General features: G+C 49.4%; 16 protein-coding genes. 8 read left to right on the top strand and 8 right to left on the bottom strand.

The genetic code is table 11. The annotated features are described in order from the left end of the window. Nucleotides 1-352 precede the first annotated feature (352 nt). Complete coding sequence (locus tag DES37_RS05145; RefSeq protein WP_170123726.1) at nt 353-1,987, top strand: histidine kinase; 1,635 nt, start codon at nt 353-355, stop codon at nt 1,985-1,987. A 111-nt stretch (nt 1,988-2,098) separates the two neighbouring features. Beyond that, nucleotides 2,099-2,746 (top strand): two-component system response regulator NarL, encoded by a 648-nt coding sequence (gene narL, locus DES37_RS05140; protein WP_036105287.1) that lies wholly within the window; start codon nt 2,099-2,101, stop codon nt 2,744-2,746. On the opposite strand, the gene DES37_RS05135 is transcribed toward narL, so the two are convergent. After that, nucleotides 2,743-4,155: a YchO/YchP family invasin gene (locus DES37_RS05135; RefSeq protein ID WP_110025102.1), complete on the bottom strand. Its 1,413-nt coding sequence runs from the start codon at nt 4,153-4,155 to the stop codon at nt 2,743-2,745. The genes narL and DES37_RS05135 overlap by 4 nt on opposite strands. A gap of 163 nt (nt 4,156-4,318) precedes the next feature. On the opposite strand from DES37_RS05135, the gene DES37_RS05130 reads away from it, so the two are divergent. The 3 genes from DES37_RS05130 (at nt 4,319) to DES37_RS05120 (ending at nt 7,024) form a co-directional block, all read left to right on the top strand. Beyond that, nucleotides 4,319-4,672: a DsrE/DsrF/TusD sulfur relay family protein gene (locus DES37_RS05130; RefSeq protein WP_036105545.1), complete on the top strand. Its 354-nt coding sequence runs from the start codon at nt 4,319-4,321 to the stop codon at nt 4,670-4,672. Between the two features lie 94 nt (nt 4,673-4,766). Next, nucleotides 4,767-6,557: a methyl-accepting chemotaxis protein gene (locus tag DES37_RS05125; RefSeq protein ID WP_036105284.1), complete on the top strand. Its 1,791-nt coding sequence runs from the start codon at nt 4,767-4,769 to the stop codon at nt 6,555-6,557. Between the two features lie 221 nt (nt 6,558-6,778). Continuing rightward, a complete protein-coding gene (locus tag DES37_RS05120) occupies nt 6,779-7,024 on the top strand; it encodes a hypothetical protein (RefSeq protein WP_036105281.1) in 246 nt (81 codons plus the stop codon). 78 nt (nt 7,025-7,102) lie between these two features. On the opposite strand, the gene DES37_RS05115 is transcribed toward DES37_RS05120, so the two are convergent. Next, nucleotides 7,103-7,768, bottom strand: a complete 666-nt coding sequence (locus DES37_RS05115) for a gamma-glutamylcyclotransferase (protein WP_110025101.1) — start codon at nt 7,766-7,768, stop codon at nt 7,103-7,105. Nucleotides 7,769-8,250: 482 nt separating this feature from the next. Here DES37_RS05115 and chaA point away from each other — a divergent pair, with 482 nt between their 5' ends. Beyond that, nucleotides 8,251-9,348, top strand: coding sequence for a sodium-potassium/proton antiporter ChaA (chaA, locus tag DES37_RS05105; protein WP_110025100.1), 1,098 nt, complete (start codon nt 8,251-8,253; stop codon nt 9,346-9,348). A gap of 68 nt (nt 9,349-9,416) precedes the next feature. Here the strand turns inward: chaA and kdsA are convergent, their stop codons facing one another. From kdsA to hemA, 6 genes are read right to left on the bottom strand one after another with little or no spacing between them, the layout of a single operon-like run. Next, nucleotides 9,417-10,271, bottom strand: coding sequence for a 3-deoxy-8-phosphooctulonate synthase (gene kdsA / locus DES37_RS05100; RefSeq protein ID WP_110025099.1), 855 nt, complete (start codon nt 10,269-10,271; stop codon nt 9,417-9,419). 39 nt (nt 10,272-10,310) lie between these two features. Then, on the bottom strand, nt 10,311-11,120 hold the full coding sequence (sirB1, locus tag DES37_RS05095; protein WP_110025098.1) for an invasion regulator SirB1: 810 nt from the start codon (nt 11,118-11,120) through the stop codon (nt 10,311-10,313). Continuing rightward, complete coding sequence (locus DES37_RS05090; RefSeq protein ID WP_036105262.1) at nt 11,117-11,509, bottom strand: SirB2 family protein; 393 nt, start codon at nt 11,507-11,509, stop codon at nt 11,117-11,119. The genes sirB1 and DES37_RS05090 overlap by 4 nt, the downstream gene beginning before the upstream one ends. A gap of 2 nt (nt 11,510-11,511) precedes the next feature. Beyond that, nucleotides 11,512-12,354: a peptide chain release factor N(5)-glutamine methyltransferase gene (gene prmC, locus DES37_RS05085; protein WP_110025097.1), complete on the bottom strand. Its 843-nt coding sequence runs from the start codon at nt 12,352-12,354 to the stop codon at nt 11,512-11,514. After that, complete coding sequence (gene prfA / locus DES37_RS05080; RefSeq protein WP_110025096.1) at nt 12,354-13,436, bottom strand: peptide chain release factor 1; 1,083 nt, start codon at nt 13,434-13,436, stop codon at nt 12,354-12,356. The genes prmC and prfA overlap by 1 nt, the downstream gene beginning before the upstream one ends. A gap of 42 nt (nt 13,437-13,478) precedes the next feature. Continuing rightward, nucleotides 13,479-14,735: a glutamyl-tRNA reductase gene (gene hemA / locus DES37_RS05075; RefSeq protein ID WP_036105254.1), complete on the bottom strand. Its 1,257-nt coding sequence runs from the start codon at nt 14,733-14,735 to the stop codon at nt 13,479-13,481. A gap of 190 nt (nt 14,736-14,925) precedes the next feature. Between hemA and lolB the strand changes: the two genes are divergently transcribed. Then, nucleotides 14,926-15,549: a lipoprotein insertase outer membrane protein LolB gene (gene lolB / locus DES37_RS05070; protein WP_036105544.1), complete on the top strand. Its 624-nt coding sequence runs from the start codon at nt 14,926-14,928 to the stop codon at nt 15,547-15,549. Next, nucleotides 15,546-16,403 carry a 4-(cytidine 5'-diphospho)-2-C-methyl-D-erythritol kinase gene (ispE, locus tag DES37_RS05065; protein WP_036105251.1) on the top strand — a complete coding sequence of 286 codons (858 nt, stop codon included), beginning with the start codon at nt 15,546-15,548 and terminating at the stop codon, nt 16,401-16,403. The genes lolB and ispE overlap by 4 nt, the downstream gene beginning before the upstream one ends. Nucleotides 16,404-16,520: the final 117 nt, after the last annotated feature.

The raw sequence follows: 16,520 nt of genomic DNA, 5'->3' as shown, positions 1-16,520 counted from the left end.
ACCATCCTCGCCAATTCATCCTTATTAAACCCCAATAAATATTTTTGCATATTCTCCAGCATGGGGAAGGATGAGAAGGTTCGACTAAGGTTCGACACGGGTAACACCCCGCAGACTTAACGTGATACTCATCATATTTTGATATTTTCCTTAAGATTATTTAAGGAAAATTAACTCAGTTTAAAAATTAAAATCATATTATTTTTCAGATAACTACTGCACTAATTGCCACTAAAATAAATACTGCGCTACCGATTTTTGTCCATGAACATAACTCTTCCGGGGTATGGGTGTGAGCGACAATATCATTCACAATCATACACAGTTGATGTTCATGCTGAGGCCACTGTTTATGTCCGTTCCCCGTGTAAGCACAAAGCTGCGCCAGTTTATGGTGCCGCTGATTATGCTGCTGGCTGTGCTCGGCGCGACCGGAATGGCCACATGCGTATGGCTAAGCCAGGAAATCGCCACCAGCAAATCCGGGATTAAAACAACAGATATTATTCATACTAAAACCTGGCAACTACTGCCCTTAATACCTGTGACTGAAACCAACAGCCGCAGACTGGCTGAAATCCAGAGTATTTTGTTTTCTACCACCCTTGGTAACGCAGCCCGCCATGACAACCAAAAACATCAACTGGATATGTTACAGGCAGACTGGCGTACCTCACTGCTCCCTGCTCTGTTGTCTGCTACGTCTCCTCAGGCTGCCACCCCGCAACTTGAAGTCTTCGCAGAAAAAGTAACCGCCCTTAACCGGGTTTTTGACATACATACCGCGAAGCACATCAAGCAGGCTATATTGATTCAAAAATGCCTTGCGGTAATGCTTGCCTTACTCGTCGTGCTAATCATCATGCAATGGCGTATCACCCGCCATGCAAGTAAAAATACGCCACCCACGCAGTTATTCTCCCCAGAGACTGCCTCATTTATTAATAACGCAACGGTTCTTCAGCGGATTAACCTGGTACTTAATAGTGAAGGGCCTGTTTGCCAGCGCATACCCAGTATTTTATTTGAATTGCAGTCAGTCACGCCGTTGATAAATTTACAACTGCGTATTTATGAACATGATGAAAATCAGCACTATTACGAAGTCAGTTACACAGCCCAACAAGAAACTGATTGCCTTAACTGCCCACGTGATGTGAACCCGGCTCCGGTAGCGGGTACTCCGCTATGCTGGCGCTTACATAATCGCCAGCATTTTTACGGAATTTTGCTCGGTGAGTTGCCTGATACCCAGGCGTTATCAGGCGAACATTCTCAATTAATTGAAACTGTCGCAGCGGGTATTACAGCTGTTCTCGCAATTGAGCAACAGCAGGCACAGCAACAGCAATTTCTTCTTATGCAGGAGCAATCAGACCTTGCCAAAAACCTGCATGATTCTCTGGCACAATCACTATCCAGTATGAAGATGCAGGTTGGTGTATTACAAATGCAGGGCAATACGCTGGACAACGACGCTCAGACACTTGTCGGCCAGATACGCCATGAATTGAACAGTTCATGGGTGCAGATGCGCCAGTTACTGAGCACTTTCCGCCTGAACCTGAACGAACCTGGTCTGAAGACGGCACTGGAAGATTGCTGTGAAGATTTCAGCCAGCGTCTGGGTTTTGCCGTTTCACTCAACTGGCAAGGTGTCTCTTCGCATATTGCTGAACACCAAATACTCCACCTGATTCATATAGTGCGTGAAGGATTAAGCAATGTTGTACGCCATGCCAATGCAACCGCCGCGAGTATCACAGTAGAAGAAAATAATGGCTGGGTGACACTGACACTGTTTGATAACGGTGCCGGTATCCCTGAGAACATCAGTGATAATAGCCACTATGGTGTTTTGATTATGCGCGACCGCGCGCAAAGCCTGAACGCGACATTCTCCCTTCAGTCACCGGCATCTGGTGGCACTGAAATTACCGTACATTTCCGGGCAAGCAAGCGCCATTCCCCGGGTTCATCAGAATAAACTCACAGTCACAACTCTCCAGAAACTTCAGTACGGAACCCGGCAGGTTTTCAATCCGGTGCTAAACTGGCTTTAAGCGCTTGTTCATTGGACGATTATGTGGAGAAAACAATGGCTGAGGAACCCGCAACTATTCTGTTGATTGATGATCACCCCATGCTAAGACGCGGCGTAAAGCAACTGATTGGCCTTGCCCCCGATATTCAGGTTATTGGGGAAGCCAGCAGCGGTGAGCAAGGAATAGCCATGGCAGAATCTCTGGATCCGGATTTGATTCTGCTGGATCTGAATATGCCAGGAATGAACGGACTGGAAACGTTGGACCATCTGCGCCAAAAATCTCTCTCCGGCCGTATTGTTGTCTTTACCGTGTCTAATCTCGAAGAGGATGTCGTCCAGGCACTGAAACGTGGAGCTGACGGCTATTTACTCAAAGATATGGAACCTGAAGAGTTACTGGTGGCCTTACAACAGGCAGCGGCCGGTGAAATGGTATTAAGTGACACGCTGACTCCCATCCTCGCGGCCAGTTTACGCAACAGCCGAAACGGCACTGAGCGTGATGTAAACCAGCTTACTCCCAGGGAACAGGATATTTTACGGCTGATAGCACAGGGCTTACCCAACAAGTTGATAGCCCGCCAGCTTGATATCACTGAAAGTACCGTGAAAGTTCATGTTAAGCATCTGCTGAAAAAGATGAAACTCAAATCACGGGTTGAGGCCGCGGTGTGGGTGCACCAGGACAGAGTTTTTTAATTCTCTTCGGGCAGCAGCTTGTATTCTGTTGAATTACCTGGAATATCTGCTGTTACCGGTGGTGTGAGTTTAAGCGTTATCCAGTTTGAAGTGACTTTCTGCCCTTTTGTGTCTTCGATAATAACTGACAACCGCCACTGATTAGTGGCGCCTTCAGCATCGTTCCACTGCGGCATTATTACCGTCCAGCCAGTGGTATCGCGCCGTTTTGTAGGCGCTGTCAGGCTAAGTGCCTGGGTATCGCCCTGCCAGCTGATATTACGAATACCGTAACGGTTCCGCAGTTCAATCTTGAGGCTTACAGTCTCACCCGCCTGGAGATCCCACGGCGGTGTAGCCAGCCAGACACTTAATGTTTTACGTTGCTTATATTCCAGTACCGGAATGTTATTGCGCTCCGGCGCATCATAGCGGCTTCCACGTAAAGACTGCACTGTTGCCACTTCATCGGCAGAGAGTTGCCGGTCCAGCGCCACACCAAACCGGTAGTTAACCTTAAGCCCCAGGTTGTTTTGCACTTCACCATTTTCACCCTGCTTATGTTGAGCCGTTAAGGTCAGTAGTGGCACAGGGGTATAGTTAAACCCGACATTAACCGCATAAGGGTTATGGTAACCAGTACCACTGTCGAACAAGTCAACGTGCTGACCAAAATATTGCTCAAAGCTTACTGTAGTACTGATATGGTGATAGAAAGGTAACCATGCACGGGCGTTGATATCATAACCCCGTGCAAGCCTGCGGCTTCGGGTGGTACTGCTGTTATGCCACCCAGTCAGGGGGTAGTAATAATTCGCTGAAAGACGCAGAGACTGCCCCCAGAGCTCAGCACCCAGCCCACCACGTTGTTCTTGCCCGTGCATTAATAAATCATAAAACGAGTTATAACCAACCAGCCAGTTACCCTGATTCCAGCGTTGCCCTATTCCGGCATTGCCCACCACGCCTTCATCCTGGTCGCTGATACTCAGTTGTGTCCATGTCAGGCCTTGTGCATCTTCATTCCAGGGAGTAAACAGCGCCCCCTGAGTACCGGCAAAATTTCCGTCCTGATCGACCAACAGACTGAAACTTGCCTGGCCTGCCGGAGCAAGCAGGCTTTGCGCTTCTTTTGCCATCCGGGAAGAAACGTAATCACGCGCATTATCAAATGCCCAGTCTTTGAAAATAGCGGATGAATCATCCGTGGAGGTATCGCTCGCTGAACTCAACCCTTTCAAATATTGAGAAAGTGTTTGTTCAAATTCACTTTGAGAGGTAGTAGTACCGCCCAGGTCGGGTAAGTTTTCCCCGGCAGTAACACTCTGTGACCCCGAAGAAACGGTATCACTCGCCGCGCCTGCATTGCCTGCCCAACAAGCAAGGCCAACAAGCAAAAACGTAGTACAGAAAAAAGAATAAAAACGCATTAATCAGCTACAACTATCATTCAGCCCGTTATACCCGCTTTAAAAATAAGGGAAGAGACTTCGCTTTTATGACTCAACATCAATGTACCAGCTTACAGGTAACTACTATCATCATGCCATACAGATAATTCCAGAAACAATGCCTGAACCAGAGGGAAGTGTTATGCAAAAGATAACCCTGATTGCAAATGGTGCTGCTTATGGCAGTGAGTCGCTGTTTAACTGCCTGCGTCTGGCAATTGCACTGAGTGAGCAACAACCGCAGCCAGTACTTCAACTTTTTTTGATGTCTGATGCCGTTACGGCAGGTCTGCGCCAGCAGCACCCGGCAGAAGGCTACAATATTCAGCAAATGCTGGAGATCCTGACCGCACAAAACATTCCGGTGCGTTTATGTAAAACCTGTGCAGACGGGCGCGGTGTCAGCGCGTTGCCTCTGATTGACGGTATAGAGATTGGCACTCTGGTTGAACTGGCCAAATGGACACTGGAAGCCGATAAAGTTCTGACATTCTGAGTCTGTGCTGGTCGGGTATACCACTTAGGTGGTCTCAAGTCTCAATTAAGGTTGGCCGATAACTGGCAAAACAACGCAGTAAAGGTCAACCAAAATGATAAGTTCAATTCGCGCACGTATTTTGCTGGCTGCAACAGGATGCTTAGTTATTGCCCTGATATTAAACACGGTCATTAACTACCAGGTCACCCGTAAGGACAACATCAACCAAAATAACCAAATTTTGCAGAGCACAGCAGACAGCCATGCGCTGGCAATCCGTGACTGGGTCAGCAGTAAACTGACCATGATTTCTTCCCTGCAGTCAGTAGCATTACAAAATGACCCGCTGCCGTTTTTCCGGCAAATCGCAACTGCTGGCGGTTTTACTAACGTGTATGTTGGGTATGCCAACAGAACTGCGAAGTTTACCGATCCAACCGGCGTGCCAGCGGATTATGACCCAACCGGGCGCCCCTGGTATAAACAAGCCGTTGCGGCCAGTGCGCCAATTGTCACTGCACCTTATGTTGATGCAGGCACCGGTAAACTGGTGGTGTCTTTCGCCGTCCCGGTTAGCGCAGACGGGCAGATAAAAGCAGTGGTTGCCGGCGATGTCTCCATGGATACGGTTGTTGATAACGTTCGTAGCATTCACCCAACGGCCAACAGTTCAGGCATGCTGGTCAACGAAGATGGAACTTTGATTGCCGCCGCTAAAGCTGAGCTGGCACTGAAACCATTTGACAGCCTGGTTACCGGTATTCCATTTGCCACACTACGCCAGGCCAAAACACTGGAACAAGGGAGCATTGGCGAAGCGAGCAAATATTTGGCGGCGCAACAGGTTGGTGGCACACAATGGTATCTGGTGGTTGCGCTGGATAAACAAGATGCAACAGCCGGTATGCGAGCGCTGTTAAAAGCTTCAGCTTTTGCTTTGCTGGTGCTGGCTGTCATTTCTGCTGGTTTAGTGCATATGTTGGTTTCAACAGTATTGAAGCGCTTGTCTTCTATTCGTGACGCTATGGGCTCAATCAGTAGTGGCACCAACGACCTTTCTCAACGGCTGCCGGATACCGGCAATGATGAAGTATCTCAGATTGCTCATGCTTTTAACGCATTCTGTGACAAGCTGGCCGGAGCAATGGAACAAATTCGCGAATCCAGTGCTTCAGTTAAAATTGCCGCCAATGAAATTGCCGCGGGTAATCAGGACTTGTCGACACGCACCGAGCAGGCCGCATCCAGCCTGCGAGAAACCGCCAGTGCCGTTGAACAAATTTCTGCATCAGTTTCCCACTCAACAGATGCGGCTGCACAGGCCAACCAACAGGCATCCTCTGCATCTCAGGCTGCCGGGCGTGGTGGTGAAGTTGTCGCCCAGGCAATCTCCACCATGCAACAGATTGAAGATGCATCCCAGCGTATAGGGCAAATTACCAGTGTCATTGATGGTATTGCTTTCCAGACCAACATTCTGGCATTGAATGCTGCTGTGGAAGCGGCGCGAGCCGGAGAACAAGGGCGTGGGTTTGCCGTAGTAGCCGGTGAAGTGCGTAGCCTTGCACAGCGCAGCGCTCAGGCGGCAAAAGAGATAAAATCACTGATTGACGATACAACACAGTGTGTTGAAAGTGGCGCGCATTTTGTAAGACTGGCAGGTGACAGCATGGAGGAAGTATCAGGCGGCATCACCAATGTGTCGGGAATTATGCGTGAAATCACCATTGCCACCAGCGAACAAATGCTTGGAATTCAGGAGATTAACCAGGCTGTCACTCGCCTTGATCAAATGGTACAGCAAAATGCTGAGCTGGTCGTCGAATCCGCTGCTGCGGCGGATGCTCTGCAAATGCAGGCCGGTGAACTGGCGGAAACAGCCAGCCTGTTCCGAATTAAATAACGTTATTCAGCCAGTCGCTGGTGATATTTTGCGCTGGCTGAATTGATTCAAGCATTTTGTAATTAAAGTTTAAGCATTGCATTTTTATTTGATCAAAATCAGAAATTCCTCACGGACTCTTTGGTGTTATGAGATGAGTGATTTGTGAGCAAACTCACGTATCAAGGGGGACTAATCAGACAAGGAGGTCTGTTAATTTATTCTGATGGGGTCAACTAACAATGGCTGTGGTAAAAACAACTTTAAAACTGTTTGGCGGCGATACTGTCGTAGTACGTTGTTCAGACAATTGTCACATTCATCTGAGTGCGAATGATTGCGAGCAGACCGGGATTGATGCAGAAATCATGAGCGTTCAAAACCGCAATACTGCTTACCTCGCCGTACCTTTTAGCGGTATCTGGAATGTGCTGATTGACAGCCACAGCCAGTCGCTGGAGCATGCGATTAGCTACGTACCCGCGTAATCAGCAATTTGTTTTACTGGCTTGTTATGTGTTCAGTGCCGGGGTAAAACCCGGCATTTTGCTGCACTGGCAAAGCGTTTAAGCACCAGGCTGGTGCAACTGCTGAACCAGGTGATTAAGCCGTTCCATACTCTCGTCAACAATACCCATTTTCTGGCACTGCTGTGCAAGGGAAAACAAATATTGGGCGTTGGTTCCCAGTGGGCCACTGGCTCCGGCAATTAAAGGCGCAATCACTTCTGGCCGGGTATCTCCTTCAAACAACGGGTGCCGGGCATCCATTATGAATACCAGCGCATCAATTTCGCGCCCATCATCCAGGGCAATATGGCACCAGGTTGGCAAATAACACCCGGTTATCATTTCCCTTTTCCAGAGTAGTGGTAACTCGGCATCCAGTTCATTTTCTGGAATGCGGAAGGCCATACCTACGGTTTCACCGCCTTCCCGTAGCGCCAGCATTCTGCCGGGTTTACAGGCGGTTCCGCGCCCTGCGGTAAGGCGTAAACAAAATGCACGGTGCCAGCCAGTTAACCTCCCGGCGCGGGCATCATCAAATTCAAACGCGGGATTCCACATCAAAGAACCGTAACCAAAGACCCACACAGGGCCACGGCCGGGGCGGCGTGCCAGCGTTTCACATAGTGACGCTTCCCGCTGTTCACCTGTCCACAATAGTGTTTCGTCAATATCACCGAATGCGGTACGGCAATCTGCTTTTAATAAAAAATCTCGCGTTAACACGATACCCTCCTACAGCCACTGCACAGAACCAACAAACCACCTCAAAATAAGCCTGCCGCTTCTGCTTACGTCATCTGCCACTTAACCACTCTGCTAACATCTATGCAAAACACATACCCGAAATCAGGCATAAATATGAGGTAATGCTTTTACTTGATATCGGCGTTTTTTTCTGCGCCTCCAGTGCCCTTAATCAAAAAAACACAGATACACTATCAAAACAGAGCAATGCGTTGGCACGAGCCCACTTACCATATTGAGGAAACTGCGAGACTTCGCCAGGTTCTCAGAAAGAATCATCAGGTAAAACAGAGTAAATGTAACAATTTTTTCCTGATATTCTGTTAAGTTAGCGTTTTTTAATGCAATAAAACACCGAAAAAGATAATTCAACGCCAGGGCCACTTTATGTCACCTGCAACTGTCATGATACCGGGCCTGTGTCTGTCAGTATTGGCACCACCACGTTAAGGAAGTTAGTTATGGGAAACCAGGATGCAGTAAAAACCCGCCATAAAGAAACATCACTACTCATGCCGTTAATTGCAGTTGGTGTGTTGTTTGTTTGGGGATCAACCACCAACTTGCCTGCGATAATCGGCATTAACATTCTTGCCCTTGCGGGTATTCTGTTTAGTGCATTTAGTGTTGTACGCCATGCAGATGTACTGGCGCATCGCCTGGGGGAACCCCTTGGTTCGCTGATCCTGACTTTATCTGTTGTTATTTTGGAGGTCAGCCTGATATCCGCATTAATGGCGACTGGCGACGCAGCGCCAACGCTCATGCGGGATACGCTCTACTCCATCATCATGATTGTCACTGGTGGTCTGGTTGGTTTTTCTCTGCTTCTTGGCGGGAATAAGTTTGCTACCCAGCACGTCAACCTGTATGGCATTAAGCAGTATTTAATGGCGATACTTCCCCTTGCCGTCATTGTTCTTATCTTTCCGGCAGCGTTGCCGGGTGGTGATTTTACCACCGGCCAGATGCTCATTATTGCATTAATATCAGCAGCAATGTATGGCGTTTTTTTACTGATCCAGACCCGCACACATCAGAACTTATTTGTCTATGAACACGAAGATGACAGTGACGATGATGACCCGCATCATGGTAAACCCTCTGCACACAGCAATATCTGGCACGCATGCTGGCTGGTCGTTCACCTGGTTGCGGTTATTTCAGTCACCAAGCTGAACGCAGTTCCTTTGGAAGGATTACTTACCCATCTGAACGCCCCGGTTGCTTTCACCGGCTTTTTGGTCGCACTGTTGATTTTGTCGCCTGAAGGGCTTGGTGCTATCAAAGCAGTGCTTAATAACCAGGTTCAACGGGCAATGAATTTGTTCTTTGGCTCTGTTCTGGCGACTATTTCACTGACAGTGCCAACCGTGACGATTATTTCTCTGCTCACCGGGCACGAACTCACTTTCGCTCTCGGGTTACCAGAAATTGTGGTGATGTCGACAGTGCTGGTGTTATGCCAGGTATCTTTCTCTACCGGGCGAACCAATGTGCTGAATGGCTCCGCACACCTGGCCCTGTTTATAACCTATTTGATGACTATTTTCGCCTGACATTTCCCCAGTAAAAAACCCCGCCAGCAATGCTGTAGCGGGGTTTTATTTTTGGTTTGAACACCAGCTTAGTTGCTGGTATCCAGTTCCGGGAAGCTTTTCACCAGGTCGTCAATCGCTTTCATCTGCACCAGGAACGGTTCCAGTTTATCCAGCGGCAATGCTGACGGGCCATCACAGCGGGCGTGTTCCGGGTCCGGGTGTGCTTCAATAAACAGGCCGGCAATACCCGTTGCCATGCCTGCGCGAGCCAGTTCAGTAACCTGTGCACGGCGGCCACTTGATGCAGCGCCAAATGGGTCACGGCATTGCAATGCGTGCGTCACGTCAAAAATCACGGGCGAATTGCCAGAAACTTTCTTCATAACACCAAAACCCAGCATATCGACAACTAAATTGTCGTAGCCAAAGTTACTGCCGCGGTCACACAGAATCACGTTTTCATTGCCGCCTTCACGGAATTTATCAACGATGTTGCCCACTTGCCCCGGGCTAATAAACTGCGGCTTTTTAATATTAATCACTGCGCCCGTTTTCGCCATCGCTTCAACCAGGTCTGTCTGGCGAGCCAGGAATGCAGGAAGCTGAATCACATCGACCACTTCTGATACCGGCTGAGCCTGGTATGCTTCATGCACATCAGTAATGATTTTCACACCAAATGCAGCTTTCAGCTCCTGGAAAATTTTCATCCCTTCATCAAGCCCCGGGCCACGATATGAATTAATGGATGAGCGGTTAGCTTTGTCGAATGACGCTTTAAAAACGTAAGGGATGCCCAGTTTTTCGGTGACCTTGACGTAGTGTTCACAAATACGCATCGCCAGGTCGCGGGATTCAAGCACATTCATGCCACCAAACAAGACAAATGGCAGATCATTCGCCACACTGATGTCACCAATGTTAACCACTTTTTGCTTCATATCTTCGCCTTATTGAAGGTTTAAGCCACAGCATGCACGTTAATGCAACGTCACTTGCTTGCGGGAAAGAGTATTTATTTGCGCGCGGATCATTTCGCTGACCGGGTCTTCAGGGCACTGCTCAACAAAATAGTTTAAGTCGTTAAGCGCTATATGCTCGCAATCAAGTTGTGCGTAAATCAGCCCACGGTCACGAATTTCGTACGGGTCTTCCGGGTTGAACTGCAACAACACTTCGCTGGCCCTAAGTGCCAAAATAAGTTGCTGCTCTTCCATCAACGCAGTTTTCAGCGTGTAGAGCATTTTATTAATAACCTGCACATTATCCGCTTCGGTGAGATCATCTTCGAATAATTGCGCCACGGGGCTGATATTCCCTTTCAGCCAGACATCCAGTGTGTGCCGGTCAAGATGCTCACCATTAAAGGGGTTAATCAGCATCATATCGCCGTCCATCCAGTCCGCCCGTAAGATAAGTTGGGTGGGGAAAACAACCGGCATCAAAGGCAGAGCAAGTTGCCCGGCAAGCCACAGCAAAATAGCGCCCAGCGACACCGCACTCCCTTGCCTGTTTTTCAGGACATTGTCCAGCCACAATGCATCGGAAAGGCGGTAAACACCACCTGCATCTTTAAAGCCCCACTCACCGTAAAACAGGGCAAGCAATTTTTCCATTTGCCGGTCAGCATCCCAGCCCATGCTAATCTCTTCACGCGCCTGGCTAACCAGTGTATCGAGTTGTTGCTGTACTTCCCATGACGGAAAATCATCGCGTATTAATTGAGAAATCAGAATCATACCATCACATAACGTGGCGTGATTGAACTCGAAATTGTCTAACAACTTCATAATATCCCCAGCAGTGGTACTTGAGTGGTGGCAATTCGGAAAATGATATAAAGCACCACCAGTGCCAGCAAAAATGCAAACCAGCGAATCTGCGGGTTGCGCGGCCCGCGGCCTAACGCAATAAACCCTAAAACGATATAAATGATAACGCCAAATAACTTTTCAGTCAGCCATGCGCCTTGTGGGGTAAAAGGATAGAGATGCTTTAACAACATAAGTGCCACACCGCTTGCCAGCAGTATTGTGTCGTTAATATGCGGGACAATGCGCACCCAGCGTTTACGCATGACTGGAGCGTTGTTGTGCATCCACCAGTAACGCAATACAAATAACCCGACAGAGATACACAAAGTAACAATATGCACCCGTAACACGGCCAGCTCAGCCATTATTATTCCTCCGGCATACCGTAGCGCCCAAGAGTCAGACGGTCGTTATTCCCATAGTCTTTAACAGTTTCTACATGGTGATAGCCTGCAGCACAGAACAACGCCCGAACTGATTCCCCCTGCTTCCAGCCATGCTCGAGTAACAACCAGCCGCCGGGAATAAGTACGCCCCGGGCCTGAGACACCAGTTCGGCCAAATCAGCAAGCCCGTTGTCTTTAGCAACCAGGGCGCTGCGTGGCTCAAAACGCACATCGCCCTGCCCAAGATGTTCGTCGGTTTCATCAATATAGGGGGGATTACTGACTACCAGGCTGAACTGCAGCGAGCTGACTGCGGAAAACCAGTCGCTTTGCAAAAACTGCACATTGGAAATACCCAAGCGGGCAGCGTTGCGACGGGCGAGTTCCACCGCTTCCGGAACCCGGTCCACACCGGTGACCTGGCAGTCAGGGCGTTCACTGGCAATCGCCAGAGCAATCGCGCCAGTTCCCGTCCCGGCATCCAACACCTGGCATGATTCTGGAGGTATGCGCACCAAAGCCTGCTCGACCAGGCATTCGGTATCCGGGCGCGGTATCAGCGTGTGTGGCGAAACATAAAGTGGTAGCGACCAGAACTCACGCTCACCCAGGATATAAGCAACTGGCTCACCATTTTTTCGCCGGGCCAGCAGTGTTTCAGCCTGCTGATACTGTTCCGGGCTGAGCTCGGTTTCACCGAACGCCAGCAAAAAGGTGCGCCCTTTTCCCGTTACGTGGCTGAGTAATATTTCCGCATCACGCCGCGGGCTGTCGCTGTCACAGAGATGCTCAGCCGCACGGGCCAGCCATTCACTAAGGTCCATTATTCTTGCTCAGACAGTGCAGCAAGCTGGTCTGCCTGGTATTCCTGAATCACAGGCTCAATCAGCATATCCAGCTTACCTTCCATCACTTCGTCCAGACGATAAAGAGTGAGGTTGATTCGGTGATCGGTCACCCTTCCCTGTGGAAAATTATAGGTCCGGTTGCGGTCAGAGCGATCGCCTGTGCCCAGCAAGTTACGCCGGGTTGTCGCTTCTTCCTGATGCCGGCGGGACTCTTCCTGTGCCCGGATCCTCGCGCCCAAAACAGACAACGCTTTCGCTTTGTTTTTATGTTGGGAACGTTCATCCTGACATTCCACCACAATCCCTGTTGGTAAGTGAGTGATACGGATCGCGGAATCAGTGGTGTTAACGTGCTGCCCACCCGCCCCGGAAGAGCGGAAAGTATCAATGCGTAAGTCCCCGGGGTTGATATCTGGCATTTCAGCTTCTGGCAGTTCCGGCATAACCGCAACAGTACAGGCAGAGGTGTGAATACGCCCCTGAGATTCAGTAGCCGGTACACGCTGTACGCGATGACCGCCAGACTCAAATTTCAGGCGCCCATAAACCCCGTCGCCACTCACCCGGGCAATCACTTCTTTGTACCCGCCATGCTCACCGTCGTTGGCACTCATTATCTCAACCTGCCAACGGCGAGATTCTGCATAGCGGCTGTACATACGGAATAAGTCACCAGCAAAAATCGCGGCTTCATCACCCCCTGTTCCGGCGCGTACTTCCACAAAAGCACTACGTTCATCGTCGGGGTCTTTAGGCAGCAGCAATAACTGGAGTTGTTGCTCCAGGCTTTCCTGCATCTTACGCGCTTGATCTAACTCTTCCTGAGCCATTTCGCGCATTTCCGGGTCGCTCAGCAGGCTTTCTGCAGTTTCAATATCTTCTGCGTTTTGCTGCCATTGCTGGAAACAACGCGAAACATCAGCCAGTTGAGCATATTCACGCGACAGTGCGCGAAAACGATCCTGATCCGCGATAGTCGCAGCATCACCCAATAACGCCTGAACTTCTTCATGGCGCTCGTGCAGGGCTTCCAGTTTGGCAACAATAGAGGGCTTCATGGATTGAAGATTACCTTTATAAAAAGAGAAATGAGAAAAGAACTAATCCAGCCCGAGGCTGTTGCGCAGGAGTTGCAGGCGTTCTTCATCGCCATCGCGGGCGGCCTGCTGTAATGCTTTGGTTGGGGTATGGATCAGTTTTTGTGTCAGTTTGCGGGCGAGATCCTGAACCACGGCATTGGCATCTTCCCCCTGAGCCAGGGCAGCAAGTGCACGTTCAGCCAGATCATCACGAACATGCTCAGCATGAGCACGGAAATCCCGAATTGTCTCTGTCGCGCTCTGCGCACGCAGCCACGACATAAATTCGCCCGTTTCCTGGGTAACAATGGCTTCAGCCTGCTGCGCTGCCGCCTGGCGTTGTGCCATATTGTGTTCAATGATGGACTGAAGGTCGTCCACACTATAGAGGTAAGCATTGGGCACATTGCTGACTTCTGGTTCGACATCACGCGGAACAGCAATGTCAACCAGCAAAACGGGCTGATTCCGGCGTTTTTTCATAGCACGCTCAACCATTCCTTTACCGATAATAGGTAAAGGACTGGCAGTAGAACTGATGATGATATCAGCCTGATATAACCGTTCATCGACATCGCCAAGAGAGATAACCTCTGCTCCCACTTCCTGAGCAAGCAGTTGCGCCCTTTCCCTGGTACGATTCGCGATTATCATTTGTTTGACTTTATGTTCACGCAAATGCCGTGCGACCAGCTCAATAGTTTCGCCTGCGCCCACCAGCATAACGGTTACAGAAGACAGTGACTCGAAAATTTGCCGGGCAAGCGTGCAGGCAGCAAAAGCGACAGAGACCGCACTTGCACCAATTTCTGTTTCGGTACGAACACGTTTCGCCACTGAAAACGACTTCTGGAACATTCTTTCCAGCTCGCCAGACACAGAGTGTTCACGCTGTGAATCTGCAAACGCTTTTTTTACCTGACCAAGAATTTGCGGTTCACCCAATACCAGGGAATCCAGGCCACTGGCAACCCGCATTAAATGGCTGACGGCATCATTATCTTTATGCCAGTACAGGCTTTGGCGAACATCTGCTTCGTTCAGTTGATGGTAATCACACAGCCAGCGCACCAGTTGTTCTTGCAAGTCGCTTTGCTCTTCAACACTCAAATACAATTCAGTACGGTTGCACGTTGATAACACCACACCACCCTGTACCTTTGGCTGCGCAAGCAAGCTATTAAGCGCATGATCAAGGGTCTCCGGCGTGAACGAAACACGTTCCCGCAAAGAGACTGGGGCTGTTTTATGGTTAATACCTAACGCTAATAGAGTCATTTCTGGCGAGTAGTACCGACATCACTATGGATTTCTGGATGCATCATACAATATGCGTCATATCAATTAAAGTAAGCTACCGCTTTCGGAGTAATAGATAATTTCATGATTTATGACAACTTGCCCATAGACGCTATGGCCTGTGGGCGATAGCATGCGTGCAACTGACCACAAAAGGGATGTCATTGTGATAACTTTTTCTTCTGCCCGGCTGTTACGCCTGGTCCCGCTTGCCAGCCTGATGCTGACTGCCTGTGCACTTAACTCACCGAAACAACCCGGGAAAAGCCCGGACTCCCCACAGTGGGTTCAACGTGAAAACGCCATTAAAGCAGTAACGCAATACCAGACCCGCGGCGCGTTCGCTTTCCTTACAGAGCAGCAAAAAGTTTATGCTCGCTTTTTCTGGCAACAAACCGGAGCTGATAAATACCGCCTGTTGCTCACCAACCCGCTTGGCAGTACAGAGCTGGAGCTGAATGCACAACCAGGCCAGGTTATTCTGGTTGATAACAAAGGCAAACGTTATGTTTCTGACGACGCCGAAGAAATGATTGAAAAACTGACAGGTATGTCGATTCCGCTGCAAAGCCTGCGCCAGTGGATGGTTGGGTTACCCGGCGATGCAACTGACTATACTCTGGACAGCCAGTATCAGTTAAATACTCTCAATTACACAGTTAACGGCAAAACCTGGCACGTTACTTATTCCGGTTACAATACGAAAGTGACGCCTTCGCTGCCCAACAATATGGAGTTAACTAATGGTGACCAGCGTATCAAATTAAAAATGGATAACTGGATTATTAAATGACAACGTTGTGGCCAGCACCCGCTAAACTGAATTTATTTCTCTATATTACTGGCCGCCGTGCGGATGGTTACCACAACCTGCAGACTCTGTTTCAGTTTCTGGACTACGGCGATACGGTTGGGGTAACCGTAACGGATAATGGGCAGATACAGTTACAAACACAGGTAGCTGGTGTGCCTGAAGAAGAGAACCTGCTGGTACGGGCTGGGCGTTTATTGCAAGGCTATGCACTGAGCAAGGGGCAGATTGCGGCCTCTTGTGGCGCGCAGTTGTCAGTTGATAAAAAACTCCCGATGGGTGGCGGCCTTGGCGGTGGTTCATCCAATGCTGCAACAGTTTTGGTTGCACTAAATGCGCTCTGGCAGGCTAATCTTACTGAAGATGAATTAGCCACACTGGGTTTGCAACTTGGTGCAGATGTGCCTGTTTTTGTGCGTGGGCACGCAGCCTTCGCCGAAGGTGTCGGCGAAGTACTCACGCCTGCCACACCTGCTGAAAAATGGTACTTAGTGATTCACCCTGGTGTGAGCATATCCACACCATTAATTTTTACTGACCCGGAGTTGCCCAGAAATACGCCTGTAAGGTCTCTGGACACGTTACTAAAATGTGAATTCAAGAATGATTGCGAAGTTATCGCAAGAAAACGTTTTGGCGAGGTTGATAGAGCGCTTTCCTGGCTGTTAGAATACGCGCCGTCGCGCCTGACTGGTACCGGTGCATGTGTTTATGCTGAATTCAACACAGAAGCGGAAGCCCGTCAGGTTCTTGAGCAAGCCCCGCAATGGTTACAGGGTTTTGTGGCAAAAGGGCAAAATCTTTCGCCGCTCCTTCGCAGCCTTCGGGGAATCTGAGTGCAGGTGACAACGTCACCCTTGTTCCAGACGTTGCATGCTGCGCTTAATTAATACACCGGATGGTGAAAAACGGCCCCCATAAGTTACTTTCGCCATCCCACACTGGACGCATGC

The organism is Mangrovibacter plantisponsor, assembly GCF_003182475.1.
GTDB lineage: Bacteria > Pseudomonadota > Gammaproteobacteria > Enterobacterales > Enterobacteriaceae > Mangrovibacter > Mangrovibacter plantisponsor.
This window is presented reverse-complemented; position numbering and strand designations above follow the sequence as displayed.

Bases quoted from the DNA above. Each gene is read 5' to 3' on its own strand.
- DES37_RS05090 (WP_036105262.1), bottom strand. From the start codon at position 11,509: ATGGCTGAGCTGGCCGTGTTACGGGTGCATATTGTTACTTTGTGTATC.
- narL (WP_036105287.1), top strand. From the start codon at position 2,099: ATGGCTGAGGAACCCGCAACTATTCTGTTGATTGATGATCACCCCATG.
- DES37_RS05135 (WP_110025102.1), bottom strand. From the start codon at position 4,155: ATGCGTTTTTATTCTTTTTTCTGTACTACGTTTTTGCTTGTTGGCCTT.
- chaA (WP_110025100.1), top strand. From the start codon at position 8,251: ATGGGAAACCAGGATGCAGTAAAAACCCGCCATAAAGAAACATCACTA.
- prmC (WP_110025097.1), bottom strand. From the start codon at position 12,354: ATGGACCTTAGTGAATGGCTGGCCCGTGCGGCTGAGCATCTCTGTGAC.
- kdsA (WP_110025099.1), bottom strand. From the start codon at position 10,271: ATGAAGCAAAAAGTGGTTAACATTGGTGACATCAGTGTGGCGAATGAT.
- hemA (WP_036105254.1), bottom strand. From the start codon at position 14,735: ATGACTCTATTAGCGTTAGGTATTAACCATAAAACAGCCCCAGTCTCT.
- DES37_RS05120 (WP_036105281.1), top strand. From the start codon at position 6,779: ATGGCTGTGGTAAAAACAACTTTAAAACTGTTTGGCGGCGATACTGTC.
- DES37_RS05125 (WP_036105284.1), top strand. From the start codon at position 4,767: ATGATAAGTTCAATTCGCGCACGTATTTTGCTGGCTGCAACAGGATGC.
- DES37_RS05130 (WP_036105545.1), top strand. From the start codon at position 4,319: ATGCAAAAGATAACCCTGATTGCAAATGGTGCTGCTTATGGCAGTGAG.
- ispE (WP_036105251.1), top strand. From the start codon at position 15,546: ATGACAACGTTGTGGCCAGCACCCGCTAAACTGAATTTATTTCTCTAT.
- DES37_RS05145 (WP_170123726.1), top strand. From the start codon at position 353: ATGTCCGTTCCCCGTGTAAGCACAAAGCTGCGCCAGTTTATGGTGCCG.
- prfA (WP_110025096.1), bottom strand. From the start codon at position 13,436: ATGAAGCCCTCTATTGTTGCCAAACTGGAAGCCCTGCACGAGCGCCAT.
- sirB1 (WP_110025098.1), bottom strand. From the start codon at position 11,120: ATGAAGTTGTTAGACAATTTCGAGTTCAATCACGCCACGTTATGTGAT.